The sequence below is a fragment of the Arthrobacter sp. MDT2-34-1 genome, assembly GCF_059091365.1.
Map to the genome: position 1 here is coordinate 1,647,809 of NZ_JBNHGO010000001.1, position 26,095 is coordinate 1,673,903.

22 protein-coding genes are annotated in these 26,095 nt (G+C 69.2%); 8 read left to right on the plus strand and 14 right to left on the minus strand.

All coding sequences use genetic code 11. From position 1 onward, the window contains the following. Positions 1-2: 2 nt before the first annotated feature. The 3 genes from AC5RVV_RS07675 to AC5RVV_RS07685 are packed head-to-tail and all read right to left on the minus strand — an operon-like array spanning position 3 to position 3,324. Positions 3-938: an ABC transporter permease gene (locus AC5RVV_RS07675; RefSeq protein ID WP_494000734.1), complete on the minus strand. Its 936-nt coding sequence runs from the start codon at positions 936-938 to the stop codon at positions 3-5. Further along, a complete protein-coding gene (locus AC5RVV_RS07680) occupies positions 938-2,101 on the minus strand; it encodes an ABC transporter ATP-binding protein (protein WP_494000735.1) in 1,164 nt (387 codons plus the stop codon). Before AC5RVV_RS07680 ends, AC5RVV_RS07675 begins: the two co-directional genes overlap by 1 nt. Continuing rightward, positions 2,101-3,324 (minus strand): ABC transporter substrate-binding protein, encoded by a 1,224-nt coding sequence (locus AC5RVV_RS07685; protein ID WP_494000736.1) that lies wholly within the window; start codon positions 3,322-3,324, stop codon positions 2,101-2,103. Before AC5RVV_RS07685 ends, AC5RVV_RS07680 begins: the two co-directional genes overlap by 1 nt. A gap of 371 nt (positions 3,325-3,695) precedes the next feature. Here AC5RVV_RS07685 and AC5RVV_RS07690 point away from each other — a divergent pair, with 371 nt between their 5' ends. Together AC5RVV_RS07690 and AC5RVV_RS07695 are read left to right on the plus strand one after the other, a co-directional pair. Continuing rightward, positions 3,696-4,190, plus strand: a complete 495-nt coding sequence (locus AC5RVV_RS07690; protein ID WP_494000737.1) for an Lrp/AsnC family transcriptional regulator — start codon at positions 3,696-3,698, stop codon at positions 4,188-4,190. A gap of 74 nt (positions 4,191-4,264) precedes the next feature. Further along, complete coding sequence (locus tag AC5RVV_RS07695) at positions 4,265-5,653, plus strand: aspartate aminotransferase family protein (protein ID WP_494001304.1); 1,389 nt, start codon at positions 4,265-4,267, stop codon at positions 5,651-5,653. 75 nt (positions 5,654-5,728) lie between these two features. On the opposite strand, the gene AC5RVV_RS07700 is transcribed toward AC5RVV_RS07695, so the two are convergent. From AC5RVV_RS07700 to AC5RVV_RS07720, 5 genes are all read right to left on the minus strand, one after another. Continuing rightward, positions 5,729-6,280, minus strand: coding sequence for a hypothetical protein (locus AC5RVV_RS07700; RefSeq protein ID WP_494000738.1), 552 nt, complete (start codon positions 6,278-6,280; stop codon positions 5,729-5,731). Positions 6,281-6,421: 141 nt separating this feature from the next. Continuing rightward, positions 6,422-7,471, minus strand: coding sequence for a siderophore-interacting protein (locus AC5RVV_RS07705; protein WP_494000739.1), 1,050 nt, complete (start codon positions 7,469-7,471; stop codon positions 6,422-6,424). A 100-nt stretch (positions 7,472-7,571) separates the two neighbouring features. After that, positions 7,572-8,438, minus strand: coding sequence for an ABC transporter ATP-binding protein (locus tag AC5RVV_RS07710; protein ID WP_494000740.1), 867 nt, complete (start codon positions 8,436-8,438; stop codon positions 7,572-7,574). Continuing rightward, the gene (locus AC5RVV_RS07715; protein WP_494001305.1) at positions 8,439-9,536 is read right to left on the minus strand and encodes a FecCD family ABC transporter permease; all 1,098 of its coding nucleotides are present in this window, start codon (positions 9,534-9,536) and stop codon (positions 8,439-8,441) included. A 182-nt stretch (positions 9,537-9,718) separates the two neighbouring features. Beyond that, positions 9,719-10,837: a FecCD family ABC transporter permease gene (locus tag AC5RVV_RS07720; RefSeq protein WP_494000741.1), complete on the minus strand. Its 1,119-nt coding sequence runs from the start codon at positions 10,835-10,837 to the stop codon at positions 9,719-9,721. Positions 10,838-11,047: 210 nt separating this feature from the next. On the opposite strand from AC5RVV_RS07720, the gene AC5RVV_RS07725 reads away from it, so the two are divergent. Further along, entirely contained in the window at positions 11,048-11,791 is a 744-nt protein-coding gene (locus tag AC5RVV_RS07725; protein WP_494000742.1) for an alpha/beta fold hydrolase, read from the plus strand. Positions 11,792-11,830: 39 nt separating this feature from the next. Here AC5RVV_RS07725 and AC5RVV_RS07730 read toward each other — a convergent pair whose 3' ends face one another. Next, entirely contained in the window at positions 11,831-12,868 is a 1,038-nt protein-coding gene (locus AC5RVV_RS07730; RefSeq protein ID WP_494000743.1) for an LLM class flavin-dependent oxidoreductase, read from the minus strand. Positions 12,869-13,031: 163 nt separating this feature from the next. On the opposite strand from AC5RVV_RS07730, the gene AC5RVV_RS07735 reads away from it, so the two are divergent. After that, on the plus strand, positions 13,032-15,065 hold the full coding sequence (locus AC5RVV_RS07735) for an acyl-CoA dehydrogenase family protein (protein ID WP_494000744.1): 2,034 nt from the start codon (positions 13,032-13,034) through the stop codon (positions 15,063-15,065). A 395-nt stretch (positions 15,066-15,460) separates the two neighbouring features. Here the strand turns inward: AC5RVV_RS07735 and AC5RVV_RS07740 are convergent, their stop codons facing one another. Both AC5RVV_RS07740 and AC5RVV_RS07745 read right to left on the minus strand, forming a co-directional pair. Continuing rightward, positions 15,461-15,964 (minus strand): hypothetical protein, encoded by a 504-nt coding sequence (locus AC5RVV_RS07740; protein WP_494000745.1) that lies wholly within the window; start codon positions 15,962-15,964, stop codon positions 15,461-15,463. A gap of 130 nt (positions 15,965-16,094) precedes the next feature. Beyond that, positions 16,095-17,144 carry a DMT family transporter gene (locus AC5RVV_RS07745; protein WP_494000746.1) on the minus strand — a complete coding sequence of 350 codons (1,050 nt, stop codon included), beginning with the start codon at positions 17,142-17,144 and terminating at the stop codon, positions 16,095-16,097. 85 nt (positions 17,145-17,229) lie between these two features. Here AC5RVV_RS07745 and AC5RVV_RS07750 point away from each other — a divergent pair, with 85 nt between their 5' ends. Beyond that, the gene (locus tag AC5RVV_RS07750; protein ID WP_494000747.1) at positions 17,230-18,003 is read left to right on the plus strand and encodes a MerR family transcriptional regulator; all 774 of its coding nucleotides are present in this window, start codon (positions 17,230-17,232) and stop codon (positions 18,001-18,003) included. A 12-nt stretch (positions 18,004-18,015) separates the two neighbouring features. Here the strand turns inward: AC5RVV_RS07750 and AC5RVV_RS07755 are convergent, their stop codons facing one another. The 3 genes from AC5RVV_RS07755 to AC5RVV_RS07765 form a co-directional block, all read right to left on the minus strand. Continuing rightward, a complete protein-coding gene (locus AC5RVV_RS07755) occupies positions 18,016-18,915 on the minus strand; it encodes a gamma-glutamyl-gamma-aminobutyrate hydrolase family protein (RefSeq protein ID WP_494000748.1) in 900 nt (299 codons plus the stop codon). 4 nt (positions 18,916-18,919) lie between these two features. Next, positions 18,920-20,044 (minus strand): glutathione S-transferase family protein, encoded by a 1,125-nt coding sequence (locus tag AC5RVV_RS07760; protein WP_494000749.1) that lies wholly within the window; start codon positions 20,042-20,044, stop codon positions 18,920-18,922. Positions 20,045-20,119: 75 nt separating this feature from the next. Beyond that, positions 20,120-21,739, minus strand: a complete 1,620-nt coding sequence (locus tag AC5RVV_RS07765) for a PucR family transcriptional regulator (RefSeq protein ID WP_494000750.1) — start codon at positions 21,737-21,739, stop codon at positions 20,120-20,122. Positions 21,740-21,895: 156 nt separating this feature from the next. On the opposite strand from AC5RVV_RS07765, the gene AC5RVV_RS07770 reads away from it, so the two are divergent. The 3 genes from AC5RVV_RS07770 to AC5RVV_RS07780 all read left to right on the plus strand — a co-directional run bounded on the left by AC5RVV_RS07770 (position 21,896) and on the right by AC5RVV_RS07780 (position 26,028). Continuing rightward, the gene (locus AC5RVV_RS07770; RefSeq protein ID WP_494000751.1) at positions 21,896-23,389 is read left to right on the plus strand and encodes a CoA-acylating methylmalonate-semialdehyde dehydrogenase; all 1,494 of its coding nucleotides are present in this window, start codon (positions 21,896-21,898) and stop codon (positions 23,387-23,389) included. Positions 23,390-23,401: 12 nt separating this feature from the next. Further along, positions 23,402-24,772 (plus strand): aspartate aminotransferase family protein, encoded by a 1,371-nt coding sequence (locus AC5RVV_RS07775; protein WP_494000752.1) that lies wholly within the window; start codon positions 23,402-23,404, stop codon positions 24,770-24,772. A gap of 164 nt (positions 24,773-24,936) precedes the next feature. Further along, positions 24,937-26,028: a GTP pyrophosphokinase gene (locus AC5RVV_RS07780; RefSeq protein WP_494000753.1), complete on the plus strand. Its 1,092-nt coding sequence runs from the start codon at positions 24,937-24,939 to the stop codon at positions 26,026-26,028. Positions 26,029-26,095 lie beyond the last annotated feature (67 nt).

Consider the following 26,095-nt stretch of genomic DNA (forward strand, 5'->3'; position numbering starts at 1 on the left):
CCCTACAGCAGTTCTTTGGTGCCGAAACGGCGCACGTAGATGAAGACCAGGGCGAGGATGGCCAGCATCAGCACAAAGGACAGTGCCGAAGCGCCCGGATAGTCGACGATGCGGAAGAACCGGGAGTCGACGACCTGGCCGATCATGGTCGTGTTCTGGTTGTTGCCCAGCAGGGAGGCGTTGATGTAGTCCCCGGCAGCCGGAATGAAGGTCAGCAGCGTTCCGGCCATCACCCCGGGCATCGACAGCGGCAGCGTGACGGTCCTGAAGGTGGTGAAACCGTTCGCGTAGAGGTCGTTGCCGGCCTCGATCAGCCGGGTGTCCAGCCGCTCGAGGTTCGCGTAGATGGGCAGGGTCATGAAGGGCAGGAAGTTATAGGTCAGGCCGCAGACCACGGCGAAGGCGGTGGCCGTGAGCCGCCCGTCCTCCGGAAGCAAGGCGAACGCCCTGAGCACGGAGACCACCGGGCCCTCGTCGGCGAGAATCTGTTTCCAGGCCTGCGTGCGCAGGATGAAGCTGGTGAAGAACGGCGCGATGATCAGCACCAGCAGGATGCCCCGCAGCAGGCCGCGCCCGCGCAGCCTGACCGCGATCAGGTAGGCCATGGGATAGCCGATCAGCAGCGCCGCGGCGGTGGCGACCAGCGCGAACCCGAAGGAACGCAGCAACTCCGGCCAGTAGCTGCCCAGCACCCGCACGTAGTTGTTGAACTCCAGCGCCGGCACGAACTGGCCGATGTCGGCCCCCGGCGGCTTCGTGTAGAGCGAGGTCGCGAGCAGCGAGAACACCGGGAGCACAAAGAACAGCAGCAGGAAGAAGAAGCCGGGCAGGATCAGCCAATAGCCCATCCGCCCCCGGCGGCGTTCCTCCTTAAGCTCGCCGCTGCCGCGTCCCTGATCCGGCGCCGATGACGTGTCTGCGGTGGCCAGCGCACTCATCAGACACCGTCCTCGGGCGCCCCGTACTGCGGTTCCTCGTCGCCGTCGAGGCCGAAGGCGTGTTCCGTGTCCCAGCTGAGCACGACGGCGTCGCCCGGCTGGGCCAGCTGCTGGCCGTGGTTTTGGCTGAAGACGCCCACCGTGCCGATCCCGGCAACCTCTACCAGGTACTCGGTACTGACCCCGGTGAACGAGGTGTCGAGCACGGTGCCGCGCAGGACGTTGGCGGCTTCGGCCGGCGCATCGTCCGGCCACATCATCTTCAGCTTCTCCGGACGGATCCCGATCAGCGCCTTGCCCCGGTGCACGGTCGCGCGCTCCTTCAGCACGGCCAGCCGGTTGCCGTTGGCATTGACGACGACGGCGTCGCCCCGGTCCTCGATGATCTCCCCGGCGACCAGGTTGGATTTGCCCAGGAAGTTGGCCACGAACACGGTGCGCGGCAGTTCATACAGCTCGCGGGGAGCACCCATCTGCTCCACCTTGCCGGCGTTCATGACGGCCACGGTGTCCGCCATGGTCATGGCTTCTTCCTGGTCGTGGGTGACGTGGACAAAGGTCAGTCCGACCTCGGTCTGGATCTTCTTCAGTTCCACCTGCATTTGCCGGCGCAGCTTCATGTCCAGCGCGCCCAGCGGTTCGTCCAGCAACAGCACCGCCGGCTGGTTGACGATGGCCCGCGCCAGCGCCACGCGCTGCTGCTGACCGCCGGAGAGCTGGGCCGGCCGCCGTGCGCCCAGGTGCGACAGCTCCACCAGCGCCAGTGCCTTCTTCGCCTGCTCCTGGGCGTCGCGGACCTTGCGCCGGCGCAGCCCGAACGCCACGTTGTCCAGCACGCTCATGTGCGGAAACAGGGCGTAGTTCTGGAACACGGTGTTGACGGGCCGCTGGTGCGGGCTGGCCTTGCTGATGTCCTTGCCGCCGATGCTGATGCTGCCGGACGTGGGCTGTTCCAGCCCGGCTACCATCCGCAGGGTGGTGGTCTTGCCGCAGCCGGAGGGGCCGAGCAGGGCAAAGAACTGGCCCGCCGGAATGGTCAGGTCCAGGTCATCGACGGCCACGAAATCGCCGAACCGCTTGGTCACGGACGACAGCACCAGATCCGCGCCGCTGTCTTCGCCGACTGCGTGGGCGTGCTCTGTCCTCAGTGGTGCCTGGGTCATCAGTTGCCGATCGCCTGCTGGAAACGGTTGCCGAAGTCGGTTTCCTCGTCGGCCTCCAGGCTGCGGAAGACCTTGACCTTGGCCAGGTCTTCGTCCGTCGGGAAGATCAGCGGGTTGTCGACCAGTTCCGGGTCGATCTTCTCCATGGCTTCCTTGGCTCCCTGCACCGGGCAGATGTAGTTCACGTAGGCCGCTACGGTCGCCGCGTTTTCCGGATCGTAGTAGAAGTCCATCAGCGTTTCCGCGTTCTTCTTGTGCGGCGAGCCGATGGGCACCAGCAGGTTGTCGGACCACAGGGTTCCGCCGGCCTCGGGGAGCGCGAATTGCCACTTGTCGCCCTCCTCGAAGTTCAGCTGCGTGATGTCGCCGGACCAGCAGATCACCGCCAGCGCGTCGCCGGAGATCAGGTCTTCCTTGTAGGAGTTGCCCTTGACCTGACGGATCTGGCCGTCGGCGATCTGCTTTTGCAGCACCTCCAGGGCGGCGTCGTATTCGCTCGTGCCCCAGTCACCGGAAATGTCCACGCCGTTGTCCAGCATGAGCAGGCCCATGGTGTCGCGCATCTCGTCGAGCACTTCCACGCGTCCCTTGAGCTCGGGCTTCCACAAATCGGATACCGTCCGCAGCCCGCCCGGGACCGCTTCCTTGTTCCAGGCAATGCCCGCGTATCCGGACTGCCAGGTCAGGGAGTTCTTCCGGTCCGGGTCGAAGTCCACGTTCTTCAGGGTCTCCAACAGGTTGGCCGCGTTCGGGATGTTCGCGTGGTCCAGTTCCTGGGTGTAGCCGAGCCGGATCAGTCGTGCCGCCATCCAGTCGGTGAGCGTGATGATGTCCTGTCCAATGTCCTGCCCGGCGGCGAGCTGGCCCTGGACCTTTCCGAAGTACGTGTCGTTTCCGTCGATATCCTCGGAATAGTTGGCCTGGATCCCGGTTTTCTTGGTGAAGGCCTCCAGTGACGGGTAGGTCTGGCTGGAGTCGTCGTAGTCCAGGTACAGGGTCCAGTTGGCCCAGTTGACTTCCTTTTCCTGGTCCGACAGGTCTTCCGCCGGGGACAGCGCACCGGCCGAGCCGGTGTTCGACGAGCCGCCCGTGCCGCCCGTGCCACACGCAGCGAGCAGGCCGGCCAAAGTCAGTCCGCCGGCGCCCATCAGAACGTTCCGGCGGGACATTTGCGCAGCGATCAGGCGTCGCAGGCGTGGGTCTTCAGGTAGTCGTTTCGGCATCTGGTGCTCCTGTTGACGGATCGGGCCTCGCTGGTGCGTCGATACTTGCAGACCGCAGAGACCCCGACAATAGTTTCAGTTGTAAATTTTTGGTTACACGACGAAATCCGAAGCATGCCCCGCTGCCTGCACGTGGATTGTCCCCTCCCGGAGGGCGCATCCGCGAAGTATGCACCCGGCGGACGGAAGGGCCGCACGCGAAAGCTGAAGTGAGCTGCTTCACAAACAGATAGTAGCCTCTAGTTCTGCGTATATCGATAGCCTCCGCGGCGAATCTTTTCGGATTCAGCACTTGCGCTCTCATCACACAACGGATTCAATAGTCAGCAATCCCTGCCGGTGGCGGGTATTCGCTTAGGAGGTGGATACGCTTGACCTTGCTGCCCAGTGCCGGCCACGGCCTCATCGGCAACGGCCACAGCCCTGCGGTTGACGAGGTCTCCAAGGCCATCATCGAGCAACTGCAGGAAGACGGCCGGCGCTCCTACGCCGCCATCGGCAAGGCGGTCGGGCTCTCCGAAGCAGCCGTCAGGCAGCGGGTGCAGAAGCTGATCGACTCCGGCGTCGTGCAGATCGTCGCGGTCACCGACCCGCTGCAGCTGGGGTTTGCCCGGCAGGCCATGCTGGGCATCAAGACAGCTGCCGACCTGCTGGAAGTGTCGGACAAGATCGCCGAACTGGACCAGGTGCACTACTGCCTGGTCACCGCGGGCTCGTTCGACATTCTGGCCGAAATCATCTGCGAAAACGACCAGGATTTGTTGCGGCTGGTCAACCGGATCCGCGGCATTCCCGGTGTCCTGAGCACCGAAACATTCATGTATCTCTCTCTGCGCAAGCAGGAATACAACTGGGGAACCCGATGACACAGACATCAGCATCGCCAAGCACCAGCCTCCCGGGCCAAGGCACGCCCGCCGGCACCACGACCGACGCCCCGATGCGCCGGACCTACACCACTCCGATGGGAACGGACCGCCAGCAGGCGGCCCGCGACCACCTGTGGATGCACATGGCCCGACACTCACCACTGGTTGCCGGCGGCAACGTACCGGTGATAACCCGCGGCGAGGGCCACCTCATCTACGACGACCAGGGCCGCGAATACATCGACGGCCTGGCCGGGCTCTTCGTGGTCCAGGTGGGCCACGGCCGCGAGGAACTCGCGCAGGCGGCCGCCCGCCAGGCCAAGGAACTGGCCTTCATGCCGCTGTGGTCCTATGCCCACCCGGCGGCCATCGAACTGGCCGAACGCCTGGCGCACCACGCCCCGGGCGACCTGAACCGGGTCTTCTTCACCACCGGCGGTGGCGAAGCCGTGGAATCCGCGTGGAAGCTGGCCAAGCAGTACTTCAAGCTGAAGGGCAAGCCCAACAAGACCAAGGTGATCTCCCGCGCCGTCGCCTATCACGGCACCCCGCAGGGAGCGCTTTCGATCACCGGCATCCCGGACATGAAGGCACCCTTCGAACCGCTGGTGCCCGGCGCCTTCCGTGTCCCCAACACAAACCAGTACCGCGCGCCGGCGGGCCTGGAAGATCCGAAGGCCTTCGGCCGCTGGGCCGCGGACCGGATCGGCGAAGCCATCGAGTTCGAAGGCCCGGACACCGTGGCCGCGGTGTTCCTGGAACCGGTGCAGAATTCCGGCGGCTGTTTCCCGCCGCCGCCCGGGTACTTCGAGCGGGTGAGGGAAATCTGCGACGAGTACGACGTTCTGCTGGTTTCCGACGAGGTCATCTGCGCGTTCGGCCGGATCGGTTCCATGTTCGCCTCCACCGACTTCGACTACGTGCCGGACATGATCACCTGCGCCAAGGGCATGACCAGCGGCTACTCGCCGATCGGCGCGATGATCGCCTCGGACCGCCTGTTCGAACCGTTCAAGCATGGCGACACGACGTTCTACCACGGCTACACCTTCGGCGGGCACCCGGTCTCGGCCGCCGTTGCCATGGCCAACCTGGACATCTTCGAACGCGAGGGCCTGAACAACCACGTCAAGGAGAACGCCCCGGCCTTCCGCAAGACGCTGGAAAAGCTGCTGGACCTGCCGATCGTCGGCGATGTCCGCGGCGAGGGCTATTTCTACGGGATCGAACTTGTCAAGGACAAGGCCACCAAGGAGACGTTCAACGACGAAGAGTCGGAGCACCTGCTGCGCGGCTACCTGTCCAACGCGCTGTTCGACGCCGGCTTGTACTGCCGGGCGGACGACCGTGGAGACCCCGTAGTCCAGCTCGCTCCGCCGCTGACCATCGGACAGCGCGAATTCGACCAGATCGAGCAGATCCTGCGCTCCGTCCTCACGGAGGGCATGAACCACCTCTGACCGGCAGCAGGAATCCCGGGGAGGGGGCCTTCCCGGAAACGGCAGGGCGGTGGGTGGCGGGGCCACCCACCGCCCTCATTCGGCTTCGCCGCGGACCTGCCGCAGCCACTGACGCCGCGCGGCCAGGCAAGGCTCGATGTCGGCCACGCTTTCAAGCGCCACCGTCTGCGCCTCGAGCCCGGCCGCCTCGATGATGATGCCGTAACGCCCACGCTCGGCACCGGCCCACCATTTGCCGCCGTCCTGCCAGAGCGCGAATTCCACCCGTTCACCGTCGACGGCGATGCCCACCATGCGCGGTTCCTGGCGGTCCAACTCGTCCAGCTGCCGCAGGTAGGCGTCCTTGTCCTCCACCACGGCGCGGGCGCCCAGCCGCATGGTTCGAATCCTCTGGTTTACCTCGTGGGCCGTGGTCAGGACCTGCGCATACGGCGAACCAAGCCCCGGGTCGCCATGCAGCAGCCCGTGCGGGCCGCCGTCGAAAATCCATTCGCCGACCATGACGCCGCCGTCCCACCCGCGCAGGCCGAAACACGGCAACTCCGGAAAAGTCTCCCGAATGCGCTGCTCCCCTTCGGCTACGATGACCCAAAATCCGTCCTGGTCCCGCTGTCCCTCAACGCCCATGGAGCAAGTATGGCAGCGTCCCACCCGGTTTCGCCCGGGAATTTTGGCCGCGGGCGCCGCGGAGCCGGCGGGCCCGTGCACCACGCCCGTGTCCCCGGCCCGCGATGCCGCCGCCGGGCGGGACAGGCGGGTGCCGGCGCCCTACAGTTCGGCTTTGCCGGCCCGCCAGTAGCCCATGAACGCCACCTGTTTGCGGTCAACTCCCACGTCCCGGACCAGGTAACGGCGCAACCCGCGGATGACCGCCGCCTCCCCCGCAATCCAGGCGTAGAACGGCCGGGTGGAACCGGCGGTGGTTTCCCACAGGATCACCTGGTCAATGTCCACTTCTTCGGGGTCCTCCCCCGTCGCCGGCGTCAGGCCTGCTCCGGGCACAACGACGGCGGCGCGCACCGCTTCGTCCAGCAGTTCGCCGTGCGGGCGGCCGCCCCGCGCCAGCCAGGAGATCTGCACGTCCGCCGCAGACCGGATGTCCTGGAAGTCCGCCGGGTCGGGGACCTCGAGCACGGCGTGGCCCGTCATGTGACCCGGGAGGCTCTCCAGGATGGACGCGATGGCGGGAACGGCGGTTTCGTCGCCGGCGAGCAGCACGTGCGAAGCCAGCCCGGGCCGCCACTCAATGCCGCCGTAGCTCTTCGCCGTCGCGCAGTTGGCCGCCGCTGCGTTCGGGCCGATGATGGTGACCTCGTCGCCGGGGACGGCGGCGGCCGCCCAGCACGACGCCGGACCGCCGCTTCCGTCGGCGTCGAAATGCAGCACGAAGTCCACGTCCAGTTCGGGCCCCCGCCCGCCTTCCGCCGGCCGGAAGGCGCGGACGGTGTAGGTGCGCATGGAGCCGCGTCGGGCCGGGTCCATGGCCAGCCACTGCTGGTACCAGCCGCCGCCCAGCTCCACGGCGGTGTCCGTGCCGGCCGCCATGGTTTCCTGGTTGCCCGGCGTCACGGGAGGGGCCGGGCGCGCGGGGCCGCCGAATGCCGGCAGCGGCAGCGGACGCCCGTCGGCGCCGGTGGACGGGATCATCACCTTGATCCGCAGATCCAGCGTCGGCCCGTCCACGCCGAAACGGCGGAGCGACTCCCCGGAAAAGGTAACCCGCCGGTAGCTCGGCGAGAGGTCCTCCACCCGGGCGACGGCTACGCCGAAGGCCAGCACCGGCACTACGGCGGATGTTTCAGTTGCTACGGCGGTCATCGTGCTCCGTTCTCCATGTCCGTTCCTTCGGCGCGCCGGGTTTTCCTTCCGGCGCCGCCGGGCCCCTGTGCGGGCGGTTGTCGGCGCCGGCCGGCCTCGCTCACGCCGCGGGTTCTTCATGCTTGAGGTCCGTCGTGGACAGGACCGGGTCGGCGTCGTCTTCGGCCGGGGCGGGCGCCGCGCAGTGGTGGCGGCCGACCGGAACCACCATCGGCGTTCCGGACACCGGGTCCGCGATCACCCGCGATTCCAGTCCGAACACCGTCTGCACCAGCTCCTCGGTAACCACCTGCGCGGGGGCGCCCTCGGCCACCACCCGGCCATCCTTCATCGCCACGAGCTGGTCGGCGTAGCGGGCGGCCAGGTTCAGGTCGTGCAGCACGATGGCCACGGAGGTGCCGCGGCGCCGGTTCAGGTCGGTGATCAGGTCCAGCACCTCCACCTGGTGGGCCACGTCCAGGAACGTGGTCGGCTCGTCCAGCAGCAGCACGTCGGTCTCCTGGGCCAGCGCCATCGCGATCCACACCCGCTGGCGCTGGCCGCCGGAGAGTTCGTCCACGTTCCGGTCGCCGAGTTCCAGGGTGTCGGTGGCCGCCAAGGCCGCGCTGACGGCGTCGTCGTCCTCCCGGGTCCACTGCCGGAACCAGCCCTGGTGCGGATACCGGCCGCGGCCCACCAGTTCCGCGACGGTGATTCCGTCGGGGGCCGCCGGGCTTTGCGGCAGCAGGCCCAGCACCTTCGCCACGTCGCGGGTGGACTGCCGGTGGATGTCCTTGCCGTCCAGCAGCACGGACCCGGCACCCGGCTTGAGCAGCCGAGCCAGCCCGCGCAGCAGCGTCGACTTGCCGCAGGCGTTCGCCCCGACGATGATCGTCACCTTGCCTTCCGGCAGCCGGACGGTGAGGTCCTGCACCACGGTGCGCTGGTCGTATGCCAGCGTCAGGTTGCGGGATTCGAGCGTGCGCACTTAGCCTCCTTGGCCTCGGCGGTTGGTGGTGACCAGCAGCCAGAGCAGGAACGGCGCGCCCAGCGCGCCGGTCACCACCCCGACCGGCAGCGAGGCGCCGTCGGTCAGATACATCGGGATGAGGTTGGCCGCGGCGAAGTCGGCGGCCAGCACGATCAGGGCGCCCACCAGCGCGGCCGCCGGCAGCGATGCCGCGCCGCCCAGCAACCGGCGGGCAATCGGCCCGGACAGGAACGCGATAAACGCGACCGGACCTGCCGCCGCGGTGGCCGCGGCGGCCAGCAGCACCCCCACCGCCATCAGGCCCAGCCGGGCCGGGGCCACTCGGACACCCAGCGCGGCAGCGGCGTCGTCGCCCATTTCCAGGCCGTGCAGGCTGCGCGCCAACAGTGCCACGGCCACGAACAGCACGGCCAGCCCGGCCACCAGGACCGTGGCCCGGTCCCAATTGCTGGAGTTCAGCGACCCGTTCAGCCAGACCAGCGCGCCCTGGGCTGTGCGGATATCCGTGCGGGTCAGCAGGTAGCTGACCAGCGCCTGCATCACCGCGGCGAAGCCGATGCCCACCAGGATCAGCCGCGAGCCGGCCGCCCCGGACACCGTGCTGGAGCGGTACGAAATCGCGTAGATTCCCCCCGCCACCACCAGCGCCCCGGCCATGGCGGCTGCGGAGACCGCGGCGCCGGCCGCGCCGAACACGACGATCGCGGTCACGGCGGAGGCGCTGGCCCCGTAGCTGATGCCGATGATGTCCGGGCTGGCCAGCGGGTTCCGCAGCATGGTCTGGAAGATGCTGCCGGCCAGGCCGAACGCGAGCCCGACCAGCACGCCAATCACGGCACGCGGCAGTTTGTGCTCCATCACGATGAAGCTGGCCCCGGGGATCTGTTCGCCGGCCAGCAGCCGGAGGAAGTCCGGGATGGTCACGGTGTAGCTGCCCAGCAGGACGTTGACAAAAAACAGGACGACGACGATGCCAGCCAGGGCGGCGATGAGCGCCGCGCGCCGCCGGCTGCGTCGTCCGGCCCTGACGGAAGCCGCGGCTCGCTGGCCGCCGCCTCCGCGGGTGCGGGGTAATTCTTCGAGCGCACCGTCCATATACCCTGCCCTCGACGATAAACCCTGCACTGGCCGGTCCGAAGCCTGGGGCATGGCGGCCTCGGGCATGGCTGTCTGGGGCATGGCGGCCTCGGGCACGGCGGTCTGGGGCATGGCGGCCTGGGGCATGGCGGCCTGCTGCGCCGATTCCGGGCGCTTTCCGCGCGGGGTGTCCACCTTGCTCACAGCCCGGCCGCCTTCCGCCGCCGGACCAGCCAGATGAACACGGGCGCGCCGATCACTGCGGTGGTGATGCCGGCTTCGATCTCGCCGGGCGGCGCAAGGAAGCGGCCGGCCACGTCGGCGCCGACCAGCAGCACGGGGGCCAGCACCATGGAGTAGGGCAGGATCCAGCGGTAGTCGGGTCCGGTCAGGGCGCGGACCATGTGCGGGATGATCAGGCCCACGAAGGCGATCGGGCCGGCGATGGCGGTCGCCGCGCCGCACAGGATCACGACGCCGAGCGCCGTGATGGCACGGGACAGGCCCACCTTTTGGCCCAGGCCCCGGGCCACGTCGTCGCCCAGCGACAAGTTGTTCAGGATCCTCCCGGTGAACAGCGTGACCACCAGTCCGACGGCGATGAACGGGGCCACCTGGCCGATCAGGTCCCAGCCGCGGCCGGCCACCGATCCCACCTGCCAGTAGCGGAACCCCTCCAGCGTGTCCTGGTTGGTCACCAGCACCGAGTACATGAGCGAGCTCAGCCCCGCGGACAGGGCGGCTCCGGCCAGCGCCAGCTTGATCGGGGTGGCGCCTTCCCGTCCGATGCTGGCCACCCCGTAGACCAGCACGGCAGCGAGCGCGGCACCGGCGAACGCGAACCAGACGTAACCGGAAAGTTGCGTCACGCCGAACAGGAAGATGCCCGCCACGACCGCGAGCGCGGCCCCGGCGTTCACGCCCAGGATGCCGGGATCGCCCAGCGGGTTGCGCGCCACGCCCTGCATGGCGGCGCCGGCGACGCCCAAGGCCGCTCCCACCAGCAGCCCGGTGACGGTCCGCGGAATGCGCGAGTGGACCACGGCGTGGTCTCCGTTGGCGGGGTCGAAGGCAGCGAAGGCCTGGATGAACGTCTCCACGCCGATGGGGCGCGCCCCGAGGGCCAGCGAGGCACAGCAGATCAGCGCCAGCACCACCAGGGCGGCCGGGATACCCACCAGCACCCTGCGCGGCAGCCGTGCCGCACCGGAAGCAGTGGAGGACGGCCTGCCGGTCCCGTTGGCGCCGCCCGAAGCGCGGCCCAGCCGAGGCCCGGGCCCCGGATGGGAAGGCGCCGTCGCCGCCGGATCAGCTGGCATGCGCATACCCCCTCGGGCCGGAAAAAGCGACTCAAGTAAGGCTAACCTATGTTCTCCGCGATTAAGAACCGCTTTCCTGCCCTAATTGCTGCCGGACCCGCACGCAGGCCGCGCGCCCGGACAGCGCGGCACCCGCGTGCATCTCCCGCCCGCATCATCCGCCGCCCGGGGGCGCCCGGTTCAGGGCGGACTGCCGGGCATAATCGAGCCATGACGCATCCGATCGTCCTGCTGCACGGCTGGGCCTGCTCCGCCGGCTATTGGAAACCGCTGGCCGCCCGGCTCTCCGCCGGCGGCCGCGACGTCGCGGCCCCGGATCTTCCCGGCTACGGCAGCGGTCCGCCCGCCGGCTTCGACTGGACCGTGGAGAACGTCGCCGCGGCCCTGGTCGGCCGCTTCGGCGGCGGGCCGGTGCACTGGGTCGGTCACTCCCTGGGCGGCAACATCGCCGCCACCATCGCGGCGCGCTTCCCGCGGACGACGGCGTCGCTCACCGTGGTGGGGATGGTGCCGGTGCCGCCGTCGGCGGCAACCGTCGACAAGCTCAGCCGCCTGTTCGGCGGGGAATCTTCCGATCCGGCCGCGGACCTGGCCGCCGGCGAGGAGCTGATTCGCGGGTGGTTTAGCGGCGGCAACGAGCCGCAGGGCGCGGACCGCGAAACATTCCGGGCCCCCTTCAGGCGGCACCCCGACGTCGTGCGCCGTAGCCTGCCCGCGGGGCTGGCCGGGGCGGCACCCGAGGTCGCGGCGCTGGTGGCCGCTCCCGCCCTCGTGGTGACCGGCACCCGCGATTCCACCCGGCCGCCCGCCGCGGTCGCGGACTTCCTGGCCCGGCACCCGCACTGGCACCACGTAGCCGTGCAGGACGCCGGGCACATGGTGCATTGGGAGCAGCCCGCCGCCTGCGCCGACGCGGTCCTGCGGCACGCGGAGTCCGCCGAGCGCGGCGCCTGACCCCGGCCGCGCGGGGCCGGGCCCGTCGGCCGGGGCGCGCTAGGGCTGCTTGGCCGGATGCGTCTCCCGCTGGATGACCGGCATGATCTCGGTGGCCAGGAGTTCGATGGACCGGGCGGTGTCCGCGAACGGCAGCCCGCCGAGGCCCACCTGGGCCATGTAGCGGTCATGGCCGAACAGCTGGTACTGCTCCATGATCTTGTCGATCACTTCCTGCGGGCTGCCGGCGAGCAGGCCGCCGCCCGGGCCGGCCCACGCTTCGAAGGTCTCGCGGGGGAAGTGTCCGGCCGGCCGCGGCATGTTCTGCTCGAAGTATGCGCGGTAGTACGGGTAGAACGTGTCGCGTGCCTGTTGCGAGGTCGGAGCCACGAAGAAGTGGCCGCCCGTTCCCACCGGCAGCGCGGCCGGGTCGTGCCCGTGCGCCGCGGCGGACTCACGGTAGTACTCAATGTGCCGGACGAAGTGCTGCGGACCGGAGAGCAGCGCCAGGTACAGCGGCAGCCCCAGGCGTCCGGCCCGCTCGAAGGAAGAAGGCGTGCCGCCCACCCCGACCCAGACCGGAAGCCTCTCCTGCAGCGGCCGCGGCGACACGTCCATGCCCCGGATGCTGTGATGGTAGGTGCCGTTCCAGGTCAGGTTCTCCTGTCCGCGGGCGGCCAGCAGCAACTGAAGCTTCTCTTCGAACAGTCCGTCATAGTCGGCCGTGTCATACCCGAAAAGCGGGTAGGACTCGGTGAAGGCGCCGCGGCCGGCAATGACCTCGGCGCGTCCGCCGGAGAGCAGATCCAGCGTGGCGAACTGCTCGAACAGGCGCACCGGGTCCTGGGTGGACAGCACGGTCACCGCCGTGGCCAGACGCAGGTTGGTGGTCTCGCGGGCGATGGCAGCCAGGACGATTTCCGGCGCCGAAATGGCGAAGTCCTTGCGGTGGTGCTCGCCCAGCCCTAGGAACGAGATGCCCGCCTGGTCGGCAATCTTGGCCAGCTGGACCAGTTCCTCCAGGCGCCGGCGGGGCGACAGCGACTCCCCGCCCGGGCCGCGCGTTAATTCGCCGAAGGTAAAAATGCCGAAGTCCATGGTGCTCCCGGGGTTGCGTGCAATAACTAATTACTTGAAGCTTCAGCTATTCGCAGTTATTCCCGTTCTCAAAATCCTCCCTCGGCAAAAGCGCTACCGGGCAGTAACATGAGGGGACAGCACAGGGCCTGGCGCCCGCAGGCCCGCGTCGAAGGGGACTGCCATGAGCGCCGAGACCGACCAGACAACTGCCGCCCGCACAGCCGCTGCGGGAGCGAAGGCCGGGAACGCCGGCACGGCGCCCGACGCGGGACCATTGCCGGCCGAAGCAGGGACAGCCGGACCGGCCGAGACCGGCGAGCGCGAGGCGAGGGAACTCGCCGAGGCAGCCCGCGAAACCGAATGGAACCGGCCGAGTTTCGCCAAGGGCCTGTACATGGGCCGCTTCGACCTGGACCTGATCCATCCACATCCGCTGCCGACTCCGTCCGAGCGCGAGGCCGGCGAATCGTTCCTGGCGACGCTGGCGGAGTTCGTCCGGAGCATGGACGGGGCGCGGATCGAGCGTGACGCGAAAATCCCGGACGAGTACCTCGCCGGTCTGGCCAGGATCGGCGCGTTTGGCATCAAGATCCCGGTCGAATACGGCGGCCTCGGGCTGTCGTTGCTGTACTACGGCCGCGCCCTGATGCTGCTGGGCTCTGTGCACCCCTCGCTCGGCGCGCTGCTCTCGGCCCACCAGTCCATTGGCGTGCCCGAGCCGGTAAAAGTCTTCGGCACCGAGGCGCAAAAGCGCGAATACCTGCCCCGCTGCGCGGCCGGCGCCGTGACGGCGTTCCTGCTGACCGAGCCCGACGTCGGCTCCGACCCCGCCCGCCTGGGCACCACCGCGACCCTCACCGAGGACGGCGACGCGTACCTGCTCAACGGCAGCAAGCTGTGGACCACGAACGGCGTGATCGCGGAACTGGTAGTGGTGATGGCCAAGGTGCCGGAGCATGACGGCCAGCGCGGCGGCATCTCCGCTTTCGTGGTGGAAGCGGATTCCCCCGGGATCACGGTGGAAAACCGCAACGCCTTCATGGGCCTGAGGGGCATCGAAAACGGCGTGACCCGGTTCGACAACGTCCGCGTCCCCGCAGCCAACCGCCTGGGCCGTGAAGGCCAGGGCCTGAAGATCGCCCTGACCACGCTGAATACCGGGCGCCTGTCCATTCCCGCGCTCTGCGCCGCGAACGGCAAGTGGTCCCTGAAGATCGCCCGCGAATGGTCCAATGCGCGGGTCCAGTGGGGCAAACCCGTGGGCAAGCACGAAGCGGTCGGCAAGAAGATCGCCTTCATCGCCGCGGGCTCCTTCGCTCTCGACGCGGTTTTTGAGCTGTCTGCCGGGCTCGCGGATGCCGGCATGAAGGACATCCGGATTGAAGCGGCGCTGGCCAAGCTGTGGTCCAGCGAATCCGCCTTCAGGATTGCCGACGAACTGGTCCAGATCCGCGGTGGCCGGGGTTACGAGACCGCCGCGTCTCTGGCTGCCCGCGGCGAGCGCGCCGTTCCGGCGGAACAAGCGTTCCGCGACATGCGGATCAACCGGATCTTCGAAGGCTCTACCGAAATCATGCACCTGCTGATTGCCCGCGAGGCCGTCGACGCCCACCTGGCCGCGGCCGGCGACCTGGCCTCGCCCGACGCAGACGCCCGGGCCAAGGCGAAGGCGGCCCTGGGCGCCAGCGGCTTCTACGCCAGCTGGCTTCCCCGGCTGCTCGCCGGCCGCGGCATGAACCCGCGGTCGTACAGCGAGTTCGGCCTGCTGGCCCGGCACCTGCGGTTCATCGAACGGTCCTCCCGCCGGCTGGCCCGGCAGACGTTCCTCGGGATGGGCCGGTGGCAGGCCGGGTTGGAAAAGCGGCAGGCCTTTTTGGGCAGGATCGTGGATATCGGCGCCGAACTCTTTGCCATGGCCGCCTGCTGCAGCCACGCCGAAATGCTGCGCAGCCGGGACGCCGCCCAGGGCAGGTCGGCCTACCAGCTGGCCGACGCCTTCTGCCTGCAGGCCCGGCAACGGATCGGCCACCTCTTCGATGACCTCTGGCGCAATTCCGATTCCAGCGACGGCCGGCTGGCCTCGCACGTGCTCGCGGGCGACTACACCTGGCTGGAAACCGGCGTGCTGGACCCGTCCGAGGGCACCGGACCGTGGATTTCCGGGCGCCCGGGCGGCGCCTCCGCCAAGGAAAACCTGCACCGCTCCTACCGCTGATTCCCCGTCTGGGGTCAGAGCAAGGGCCACACCCGGCGCTCCCTGTCGAAAACGTCCCAGGCCCGCGGCACCAGGCCCAGCGACACCTCGCACATCCGCCGCAGCTGCTGCATGCTCCCTGGGCGGAACTCCTCGATCCCGGAGTCGCTGAACGGATCCGGGTACCGGACCCCCTGTGCGGATGCCCACTGAAGCCCGTGCGAATGCCCGCTGCAGAACTGCCAGACATACATCAACGACGGCGGCAGGTCCCCCTCCCGCAGGTCCTTCAGGATCGAAGTCTGCGTACGGTTCTTGGTGGCGTAGCCCCAAGAACCGTCGGCCTTGGCGGCGAAAATCGGCGGCAGCTGCAGCGACTCGGCGGCCTCGTTGACCGCGCCGCGGAGCCCGTCGAATTAATCCATGGCCCGGGCATGCCGCTCCGGCCGCAGGTCACCCAGATACGCATCCCAGAACGACGCGGCGTTGAAGACGTCGCGGGCAATGAGAACCAGGCCACGCCGCGCCCGCTCCGTGCCTTCTTCCGGCTGGAGTGCCCACAGCACCGTGGAGGTGCATTCGATGACCGTCCGCACCAGCGAGTACGGCGAGTGCGTGTGCACCCGGTACGACGTTGTTCCGTGCTCCCCCGGTTCCTCGAACAGCAGCCGGCGCAGCGCCAGCACATTGTCCGTCGCCGCGGCCAAGGACTGGTTCAGCAGGCTGCTCACGCTGTGGACCGCGGCGAATTGATCGTCCAGCAGCGCCAGCGCGGACCCCTGCTCGACGGCGGCCCCGTCCCGCAGCAGCCATGGCTCAAGGTCGCGCAGCATCTGCAGGACGGCCAGGGCCGCTCGGCTCTCCGGATCCGCTCCGAAGACCGAGCGCACCGGGCCGCAGGAGGCACCGCCGTCGTCCATTGGGCCATGGTAGCGCCGCCCACCGCCGGGCCGCCCGCGGCACCGGCCTTCCTGTCTTGCGTCGCCAGGCCGCCCGCGGCACCGGCCTTCCTGACGTGCGCTGCCGGTCCGCCCGCGGCGCCCGACCTACCTAGCGAACGCGGCCGGAACGGCGTGCGCGGCCGGAACGGGCAGCAATCAGCAGCCCGGCGCCCGTCAGCCCGATGCCCACCAGCGTCTGCGGCCCGACCGCGCTCCCCGCGGAGGGCCAGAAGAGATCCAACACCAGCGCACCCACCAGTTGCCCGCCGATCACCGTCAGTGTGGTCAGCAGCACGCCGGTGCTGGCCACCGCGACGGTGCCGGCGGCCAGGATCAAGGTTCCGAGCGGCCCGCCCAGGTACAGCCACCAGTCGCCGGTGATCAGGTCGGTTCGCCCGGTCATCAGCGCCTGGGCGGCCCAGACCGCCAGCAGGGCGACCGTCCCCACCCCGAAGTTCAGCAGCGTGGAAATCACCGGGCTGCCGTGTGCCGCGCCGACCTGGCCGAGAACGCCTTGCTGCACGCTCTGCATCAACCCGGCCACCAGCGGGATCAGCATGAACAGTACGAGCAGCCCCGCGGTCCTTGACGTTCCGAGGTGGGCGCTGGCGGCAATGAGCGAGGCCAGGAAAGCCAGCGCCGCGCCGGCGAACCTGGCGCCGCTGACCGCGATTTTCCGTCCGGCCCCGATCCCCCACCGGTCCATCAGGAGGCCGGAAGCCATTTGGCCGGACACAATGGCGATGGTGAACAGCGACAACCCGATCGGCCCGACGGTGGCCGCCTGGGCGAACACGTAGAAGGCGCCGACCAACCCGGCCCCCAGGTACCAGCGCGGATAGGCCCGCTGCCGCAGGAGCCGGGGAACGGCGCGCAGCTTGCCCCGCACCGACGGGTGCACGAGTGTGAAGAGCAGAACGGCCGCCAACCCGGTACCGAAACTGACCAGGGCCGCTCCCACCTGGTCCCCCAGCTCGATGCCCAACTGGCTGTTGAGGCGGCTCTGCATGGCCAGTCCGACCCCTGCCAACGACGCCAGGAACAACGCCAGCGGCGCTGATATCCGAATGCCTTGGCGGTGCGCCACGTTCTGCCCGCCGGGCGGGGAGGCACCGCCGCCGGGGCCTCGGGGAGAATCTGCGGGCCGGTCGGTGTGCACCTGCCGATGCTATCCCGGACGGCCAGGGAACCGCCGCACCGGACCACTTGACCTTGCCGCTGCGTCAAGCTCCATAGTGGTTGCCATGGGAACAGCACCGCAGGTTGGACGGGGCGAATACTCGATCCAGGAGGTCGCCAAGGCGGCGGGAACAACCAGCAGAACCCTCCGGCATTACCAGGACATTGGCCTGCTTGAGCCGAGCCGTATCGGCCACAACGGCTACCGCTATTACGACGACGGAGCCCTCCTTCGGTTGCAGCGCATTTTGCTGCTGCGGGAGCTCGGGTTGGGGCTGCCGGAGATCGGCAAGGTGTTCGAGGGCACCCGGGACGCGTCGGCCGCCCTGCGCGTTCACCTGGAACTGCTCCTGCAGGAGCGCGATCGCCTGGAACGGCAGATCGCCTCCGTCAAGACCACCATCGACAAGACAGAAAGGGGTGAGGATCTCGTGGCCAGTGAAATGTTCGACGGATTCGACCACACGCAGTACAAGCAGGAGGTCGAAGAGCGCTGGGGCAAGGATGCGTATGCCAAGGGCGACAAGTGGTGGCGCGGGATGTCCGACGCGGAGCGGAAGGCTTGGACGGAACGGTCCCGCCAGCTGATGGCCGACTGGGTCGCGGCCAGCCAGGCCGGGGTAGCCGCCCACAGCGCGGAGGCTCAGGCCCTGGCGCAGCGCCAGTTCGACTGGCTTTCCAGTGCCAACGGCGGCCAGCAGGTGTCCTACGGTTACTTCACCGGTCTGGGCGAGATGTACGTGGCCGACCCGCGGTTCGGCGCCAACTACGGCGGCGAGGCCGGCGCGTCTTTCGTGCGGGATGCCATGAAGGCCTACGCCGAGAGGCATTTGGCTTAGTGCCGGCCCCTGTCAGCCCAGGCCGGCGGTCGTCTTCCGGCACGCCTCGACGAAGGGCTTGAGCAGCGCCTGTAACTGCCCTTCGGGCGACCCGGGTTCTTCGGGGTGCCACTGGACCGCCAGCAGCCAGCCTTCATCGGGGCGGGCGAGTTCCACGGCTTCCACCACGCCGTCGGCCGCAGTGGCCACGACGCGGAGCCGGTCACCCAACCGGCGCACCGCTTGGTGATGGCCGGACTGGACCGCGACTTCGCCGGTGCCGAGCGCCGCCGCCAGCAGGCTGTCGGGGGCAATCCGCACCGGATGGCTGGCCATGGGCGGCTGCGGCCGATGTATCTTGTGGAACGACTCCGGGCCCAGATCCTCAAAGAGGGTGCCGGCGAAGGCGACGTTGATCAGCTGGAGTCCGCGGCAGATGCCGAGGACCGGCCGGCCGTTGGCAATAGCCCCCTTGACCAGGTCGATCTCGGTCTCGTCGGCGGCCGTGTCCACGCCGTGGACGGTTTTTTCGTCGGTGTCGCCGCCGTAGCGGGCCGGGTCCACGTCCCCGCCGCCCAGGATGACCACGCCGTCATAGTCGAGCGCGCTGAAGACGTGGCCCGACGCGGAATTCACGACGACGGGATTCGCGCCGGCGGCTTCCAGGCCTGCGGCCGCGTGCCGGGCCAGAGAGGCCAGGACGTCAGAGAACCAGACGGGATGCGACGCGGCGTCCCGGGCGTAGCTGACGGCAATGCGGGGCCGGGCGGTGCGGTGGCCGGAACGGCCGGCGTCGCGCGGCTCGGCGCGGGCTACGCCCGCGGGGCCGTCATCGAGGGCGCCCGCGTCGAGGCGGACGCCGCCCGCGGGGCGGTCCTCGACGGTCCCCGCGCCCAGGCGGGCACCGCCGTCGTCATGCACCCCGCGGGACATGCTGCTAAGCGGGGTAGAGCGGGTTGTGGCCGGCGGTGACACGTTCGGATTCGCGCACCGGACCCGGTGCGGTGCCGTCCCCGAAGGGGCTGCCGCCGAGGGCCTCGCGGCCGTGATCGGTCAGCCAGCCGGAGAGCTCGGGGCCCTGCGGGACGATCCGGGTGGGATTGATGTCCTCGTGCACGATGTAATAGTGCTGCTTGATCTGCACGAAGTCGGTGGTGTCGCCGAAGCCCGGGGTCTGGAAGAGGTCACGGGCGTAGCCCCACAGCGCGGGCATCTCGGTCAGCTTGTTCCGGTTGCACTTGAAGTGGCCGTGGTAGACCGCGTCGAAGCGGGCCAGCGTGGTGAAGAGGCGGACGTCGGCTTCGGTAATCGTGTCGCCCATCAGGTAGCGCCGGCTGGTGAGGCGCTCCTCGAGCCAGTCCATGGCCGCCCAGAGCCGGTCGTAGGCGGCGTTGTAGGCTTCCTGCGACCCGGCGAAACCGCAGCGGTAGACGCCATTGTTGACCTCGGTGTAGATGCGCTTGATGACCGGCTGCATCTCCTCGAGTTTGTCGGCCGGCAGCAGGTCCGGCGCGCCCTCGCGGTGGTGCTCCTTCCACTCGGTGGAGAAGTCCAGGGTCATCTGCGGGTAATCATTGGTGACGACGGCGCCGCTCGCCTCGTCCACGATGGCCGGCACGGTGATGCCGCGGGGGTAGTCCGGGAAGCGCTTGAAGTAGTTCTCCTGCAGGCGCTCGGTGCCCAAAACCGGGTCCCGGCCGCCGGGATCCAGGTCAAAGGTCCAGGAACGGGCGTCGTGGGTGGGGCCGGGCAGGCCGAGTGAAATGGCGTCCTCGAGCCCGAGCAGGCGCCGGACGATGATGGCGCGATTGGCCCAGGGGCAGGCGCGGGCGGCGACCAGGCGGTAGCGGCCGGCCTCAACCGGCCAGGCTTTGGCGCCGTCGCCGAGGCCGCCGTTCGGGTTGCCGATGGTGCCGCCGGTCGGCCCGTCCGAGGCACGCACGGCATCGGGATCGGCCACGATCCGGTCCTCGATGTAGTTCGTGTCCCGGTCGAACTCTTCGCCGCTGTGGACGTAGGCGCCCTTGGTGCTGAACTCCGCCGTGTCGCTGCTCTGGCTCATGCCTCCACCATATCGGCCGGTCGGCCACCGCTGGCAAGGGTTCGCTGCCGGCCTAGCCTGCGCCGGGCCGGTCGGTCATCCGCGCATCCTGTGCAGCAGCAGGGCCACGTGCAGCGACGTCCGCGACTCGGCGTCCTCGAGCGGGACGCCGAGCTGCTCCTGCAGGCGCGCCAGCCTCGCATAAAGCGTGGGGCGGCTGAGGTAACCGTCGCGCGCGAGCCGGGCCTTGTTGCCACCGGCCTCCAGGTACCGCTGCAGCAGGTCCAGGGCGTCGCGGTCGTGGGCGACGGCGGCGAGTTCGGCGTCGGCGAAGGCGGCCACGCGCGGATCGTCGCGCAGCAGGGAGAGCACGCCGCGCAACCGGACGTCCGAAGACCGGTAGAACCGTTTGCCGGTGCCGAGCCCGGCCGCGGCCTCGGCCACATGTGCCGCTTCGTCCATCCCCGCGGCAGCGGCCAGCAGCTCCTGCCGGCCGCGGCCAACCCCCACGGTCCAGTCGGGGCTGGTCTGCTCGGCCAACTGGCCGCACAGCCGTTCCAGCACGGGGTCTTCCAGCTGCCTGGCCGGCACCGAGACCAGCAGCCCGATGGAGCCGGCCTGCAGGCTGGCTGCCAGCACCGACACCCGGGCGGCCGCGGCCACACTGTTCAGCAAGTCCAGCAGCGCCCGCTCCCGCCGCTGCAGTTCGATCGGTTCTTCGGCGGCAGGCCGCGCCAGCTGGAACACCACCGGCAGGTAGACCGGAGCGGACGCCAGCCCCAGGGCCGCAGCTCGGGCCAGGGCCTCGGGCTCTTCCAGTGCGCCGGGCCGGCGGAGTTCGTGCAGCAGGCCGGAGCGGGCCTGATGGGCAAGTTCGCGCTGGTCCCGTTCCGCCATGCGGTTGATGGTCAGGGCCTGGCCGGCCCGTTCCAGCACCATGGCGGCGTCGGCGTCGGCGGTTTCGGCAGTCCCGTCCGCCCGCCCGCCGGCCAACGGTTCGCCTGCCACCGGCACCACGAGGCGGCCCCAGCGCTGGCCGCGCAGTCCCACCGGCGCCTGCAGCCAGCCTGCCGAGCCGGCACGGGCCGTCTCCTCGCGATAGTGCACCAGGCGCGAGCGTTCGGCCCAGCCGTCGAGCAGTTCCGAAGCAGGCATGCCGGCCGGGGCGAAAGCGAGCACCAGATGGGCCACGTCTTCCAGCACCACGGGAGCATTGATCAGTTCGGCGGCCCGGGCCACAATCTCCTCCGGCGGGGCGTTCTCCAGGCTGAGCATGGTGAAAACCTCGTGCACCTGGCGCGATCGCTCCAGCTGCGCCAGCTGTCCGGCCACCAGCATGCGGTGCACCACCTCGGTGACCTCCACAAATCGGATGCGGCGGGTCACCAGGATGACCGGCAGGCCGGCGGTGCGGCCGGCCTCGCGCAGTGCGGCGGCGGCCCGGGGCCTCTGGGCGGTGATTTCGACGATGACGGCGGCGGCCCCTGCCGCTGCCAGCTCGGCGAGGTAGCGGGTGGCTTCGGCGGCGGAGTCCTCGAACGCCAGGCCGGTGGTCAGGACCAGCTCGCCGCCCTCCAGGAGGCCGGCAAGGCTCCGCAACTCGGCCACGTGGACCCAGCGGACGGGCGAGGCCAAGGCGTCGGCGCCCGAGAGGACCTCGGGTTCGCCGGCCCGCACCACCTCGAGGTCGAGTACGTCCCGCACGCTCAGCTGCATTGACACAGTGTAAGCCCCAACGCGTATCTTCCGACAGAGTGTCAGTGGCACGGGCGGACGGGGCACCCGAGGATAGGGGAAGACCCATCGCACGTGTCCCCGTTCACTTCCTGGCCGGGGGCCAAGTGCGGGCAACAACTCGAAACAAGGAGAACCATGCAGACCATCCAGCACTGGATCCAGGGGACCTACACGGCCCCGCAGCCCGACAGCCGACTCGGCGACGTGAGCAACCCGGCCACCGGCAAAGTCTCCGCCCGCGTCGCCCTCGCCAGCACCGCCGTCGTCGATCAAGCGGTGCAGGCGGCGGCGGCAGCGTTCCCGGCCTGGCGCGACACGTCGCTGGCCCGCCGCATGCAGATCCTGTTCAACTTCCGCGAGCTGCTGAACGCGCGCAAGGGCGAACTGGCCGCCATCATCACCGCCGAACACGGCAAGGTGCTGGACGACGCGCTCGGCGAGGTGTCGCGCGGGCAGGAGGTTGTGGAATTCGCCTGCGGCATCCCGCACCTGCTGAAGGGCGGCTACACGGAGAACGCCTCCACCAAAGTGGACGTGCACTCGATCCGGCAGCCGGTGGGGCCGGCGGCGATCATCTCCCCCTTCAACTTCCCCGCGATGGTACCCATGTGGTTCTTCCCGGTGGCGATCGCCAGCGGCAACACCGTGGTTTTGAAGCCCAGCGAAAAGGACCCCACGGCCGCCAACTGGATGGCCGAGCTGTGGAAGGAAGCCGGGCTGCCCGACGGCGTCTTCAACGTGGTGCACGGCGACAAGGAAGCCGTGGACGCCCTGCTGGAGCACCCTGAGATCAAGTCCGTTTCCTTCGTCGGATCGACGCCGATCGCCCGCTACGTGTATGAGCGCGGCACGGCCTCCGGCAAGCGGGTGCAGGCGCTGGGCGGGGCCAAGAACCACATGCTCGTGCTCCCCGATGCCGACCTGGACCTTGCCGCGGATGCCGCGGTGAACGCCGGCTACGGCGCGGCCGGCGAGCGCTGCATGGCGATCTCCGCGGTGGTGGCAGTGGAATCCGTCGCGGACGAACTGGTGGCCAAGATCGCCGAGCGGACCGCAAAGCTGCGCGTGGGCGACGGCCTGCGCGGCACGGACATGGGCCCCCTGATCACGGCGGCTCACCGGGACAAGGTGGCCGGCTACATCACGGCAGGCGTTGAAGCAGGCGCCGAACTGGTGTTGGACGGGCGCAGCGTGGAGCCGGATGCGGAGGGCGACGGCTTCTTCCTGGCCCCGACGCTGTTCGACCGGGTGACACCGGAGATGTCCATCTACACGGATGAGATCTTCGGACCGGTCCTGTCGGTGGTGCGGGTGCCGGGCTACGACGAAGGGCTGGCGCTGATCAACGGGAATCAGTACGGCAACGGCACGGCGATTTTCACCAACGACGGCGGTGCCGCCCGCCGCTTCGAGAACGAGGTGCAGGTGGGTATGGTGGGGATCAATGTGCCGATCCCGGTGCCCATGGCGTACTACTCGTTCGGCGGCTGGAAGAACTCGCTGTTCGGTGACAGCCATGCGCATGGTTCCGAGGGCGTGCACTTCTTCACCCGCGGCAAGGTTGTGACCTCGCGCTGGCTGGATCCGAGCCACGGCGGCATCAACCTCGGCTTCCCGCAGAACATCTAGGAGGAGAGAGCCATGACCACCACCACAGGCACACCGTTGAGCCCGGCGGAACTGGAAGCCGGCCGCCGCGCCTATCAGCTGGACCGGCAGCATGTGTTCCATTCCTGGTCCGCCCAGGAACAGATCACGCCCATGGTTGTCACCCGGGCGGAGGGGTCCTGGGTCTGGGACGGCGAGGGCAACCGGCTGCTGGACTTCTCCTCGCAGCTGGTCAACACCAATATCGGCCACCAGCATCCCAAGGTGGTCGCGGCCATCCAGGAGCAGGCCGGGCTGCTGTGCACCGTGGCACCCCAGCATGCAAACGCCGCCCGGTCCGAGGCCGCGCGCCTGATCGCCGAGCTGACCCCCGGGGACCTGAACCGGGTCTTCTTCACGAACGGCGGCGCGGACGCCGTGGAGCACGCGGTCCGGATGGCCCGGCTCCACACCGGCCGCTACAAGGTGCTTTCCGCCTACCGCTCCTACCACGGCGGGACGGCGCTGGCGGTCAACATCACCGGCGACCCGCGGCGGGTGGCGAACGACTACGGCAACGCCGGCACGGTCCACTTCCACGCACCCTTCCTGTACCGCAGCCAGTTCCACTCCGCGGACGAGGCGCAGGAATGCCAGCGCGCGCTGGAACATCTGGAAACCACGATCCAGCTGGAGGGCGCCGACCGCTTTGCCGCGATCATTTTGGAGTCCATTCCGGGAACGGCGGGGATCATGGTGCCCCCGCCCGGCTACCTCCAGGGTGTCCGCGAGCTGGCGACCAAATACGGGATCGTGTTCATCGCCGACGAGGTGATGGCCGGGTTCGGCCGTGCCGGCAAGTGGTTCGCCATCGACCACGCCGGCGTGGTGCCGGACCTGCTCACCTTCGCCAAGGGCGTGAACTCCGGCTACGTGCCGCTGGGCGGCGTGGCGATCTCCGAGGAGATCTACGCGACCTTCGCCCACCGCGCGTACCCCGGCGGGTTGACCTATTCCGGGCACCCGCTGGCCTGCGCCGCGGCGGTGGCCACGATCAACGCGATGCGGGACGAGAAGATGGTCGAGCATGCAGCGGACCTGGGCACCACGGTGTTCGGCCCGGGGCTTGCCGAGCTGGCGGCCAAGCACCCGTCGGTCGGCGAGGTCCGCGGCGTCGGGGCCTTCTGGGCGGTGGAACTGGTGCGCGACCGGGCCACGCGCGAGCCGCTGGCGCCGTACGGTTCCTCCAGCCCGGAGATGAACGAGCTGATCGCGGCCTGCAAGTCCCGTGGGCTGCTGCCGTTCGCCAACTTCAACCGGATCCATGTGGTGCCGCCGCTGAACATCAGTGCGGAGGATGCGCGCACCGGCCTGGCCGTCCTGGACGAGGTGCTGGAGCTGGCGGACACGCACGCGGCGGGCTGAGCGGGCGCGGCGGGCGCGCCGGGGCTATGCGCGTTCGCCGCGGGCCTGCCGGGACGGGCCGCGGCCTGCGGTCCGCTCCCGGCATCCTGCGGATACGTTCCGCGGCCGCTGTCTTGGTAGGTTGTTCACTTACCGCATGAAGCTACCGCAGGAGAGCCAGGAGCATGGGCATGCATTGGGATCGGTTGGATGAGCAACTGCGCCCGCAGGTGGAAGCCAGCACGGCGCACTACGAGCGGGTTCGCCCGGCGTTGGAAACGGTCACCTCGCAGCTGCAGTCGGACATCCGCAACATCTTCCGCACCGCCGAACTCACGCCGCTGTTCGTCACGGCCCGGACCAAGAGCGTGGAGTCTTTCCGCGACAAGGCGTCGCGGATGCTCCAGCCGGCCGAACCCGGCGGCGCCCCGGCGCTGGAATTCCCCGATCCGCTGCGCGAAATCCAGGATCTGGTGGGCGTGCGGGTGATCGTCAGCCTGCCGCACCAGATCCGGCAGGCCGCAGCGTTGATCAAGCGCCAGCGCAGCGACTTCGACTGCCGTGCCGACCGGGAGAAGGATATCGGCTCGATCGAGTCAGGCACCTATGGGTACGCCAGCCGACACCTGATCCTGCGCACGCTGCAGAACAACGCGGTGAAGGCGTACCAGCAGGCCCTGGGTGAACCTGCCCGCGCCACCGGCAGCTACCTCTTCGAAGTACAAATCCGTACGATCCTTTCGCACGCCTGGTCGGAATTGGAGCACGATATCCGCTTCAAGTCCGCTGACCCGCGTGCCTGGAGCCCCTATTTCGACCGCCAGTTCACGGCCACGGCCGCCATGCTGGAAGCGGTCGAATCGGCCTTCGCCGAACTCCACGATCGCTACGAAACCGTCACCGGCTACTGGGACGAAGAGGGCGAAGGCGCCGCGCCGCTGACCCCCCGCCGGGTCCGCGAGGTCTGGCAGACCCTGCTGCCGCACGTGGACCGCAAGTCCGACGACGACTGGGGCTGGGCGGCGGAGCTGCTGGCGGCGCACGGCCTGAAGACCACGACCGAGCTGGCGGCCTTGCTGAATCCGGAAACCATCACGGATGTCCGCGCCGCCCTGGAACACCGCTACTCCCCCGGACCGGACCGCCTGCTGGACGATCTGCTGCTGTGGCGCTTCGGCCGCCGCCACATCGAGCTCACCGCCGGCGAGGACGAGCACCGGCGCGAGTCGCTGCAGCGCCGGTTCCGGCAGCTGGAGACCTACCGCCAGGGCATGTAGGCGGCCGCCCGACAGGTCGCTTGCCCGTTCACCCGGCCGGCGCTGCGGGGCTCAGGCGGCCGGCGCT

Coding starts and splice junctions, on each gene's coding strand:
- AC5RVV_RS07675 (WP_494000734.1), bottom strand. CDS start 938: ATGAGTGCGCTGGCCACCGCAGACACGTCATCGGCGCCGGATCAGGGA.
- AC5RVV_RS07680 (WP_494000735.1), bottom strand. CDS start 2,101: ATGACCCAGGCACCACTGAGGACAGAGCACGCCCACGCAGTCGGCGAA.
- AC5RVV_RS07685 (WP_494000736.1), bottom strand. CDS start 3,324: ATGCCGAAACGACTACCTGAAGACCCACGCCTGCGACGCCTGATCGCT.
- AC5RVV_RS07695 (WP_494001304.1), top strand. CDS start 4,265: ATGCGCCGGACCTACACCACTCCGATGGGAACGGACCGCCAGCAGGCG.
- AC5RVV_RS07700 (WP_494000738.1), bottom strand. CDS start 6,280: ATGGGCGTTGAGGGACAGCGGGACCAGGACGGATTTTGGGTCATCGTA.
- AC5RVV_RS07705 (WP_494000739.1), bottom strand. CDS start 7,471: ATGACCGCCGTAGCAACTGAAACATCCGCCGTAGTGCCGGTGCTGGCC.
- AC5RVV_RS07715 (WP_494001305.1), bottom strand. CDS start 9,536: ATGGACGGTGCGCTCGAAGAATTACCCCGCACCCGCGGAGGCGGCGGC.
- AC5RVV_RS07720 (WP_494000741.1), bottom strand. CDS start 10,837: ATGCCAGCTGATCCGGCGGCGACGGCGCCTTCCCATCCGGGGCCCGGG.
- AC5RVV_RS07725 (WP_494000742.1), top strand. CDS start 11,048: ATGACGCATCCGATCGTCCTGCTGCACGGCTGGGCCTGCTCCGCCGGC.
- AC5RVV_RS07730 (WP_494000743.1), bottom strand. CDS start 12,868: ATGGACTTCGGCATTTTTACCTTCGGCGAATTAACGCGCGGCCCGGGC.
- AC5RVV_RS07735 (WP_494000744.1), top strand. CDS start 13,032: ATGAGCGCCGAGACCGACCAGACAACTGCCGCCCGCACAGCCGCTGCG.
- AC5RVV_RS07740 (WP_494000745.1), bottom strand. CDS start 15,964: ATGGACGACGGCGGTGCCTCCTGCGGCCCGGTGCGCTCGGTCTTCGGA.
- AC5RVV_RS07750 (WP_494000747.1), top strand. CDS start 17,230: ATGGGAACAGCACCGCAGGTTGGACGGGGCGAATACTCGATCCAGGAG.
- AC5RVV_RS07755 (WP_494000748.1), bottom strand. CDS start 18,915: ATGTCCCGCGGGGTGCATGACGACGGCGGTGCCCGCCTGGGCGCGGGG.
- AC5RVV_RS07760 (WP_494000749.1), bottom strand. CDS start 20,044: ATGAGCCAGAGCAGCGACACGGCGGAGTTCAGCACCAAGGGCGCCTAC.
- AC5RVV_RS07765 (WP_494000750.1), bottom strand. CDS start 21,739: ATGCAGCTGAGCGTGCGGGACGTACTCGACCTCGAGGTGGTGCGGGCC.
- AC5RVV_RS07770 (WP_494000751.1), top strand. CDS start 21,896: ATGCAGACCATCCAGCACTGGATCCAGGGGACCTACACGGCCCCGCAG.
- AC5RVV_RS07775 (WP_494000752.1), top strand. CDS start 23,402: ATGACCACCACCACAGGCACACCGTTGAGCCCGGCGGAACTGGAAGCC.
- AC5RVV_RS07780 (WP_494000753.1), top strand. CDS start 24,937: ATGGGCATGCATTGGGATCGGTTGGATGAGCAACTGCGCCCGCAGGTG.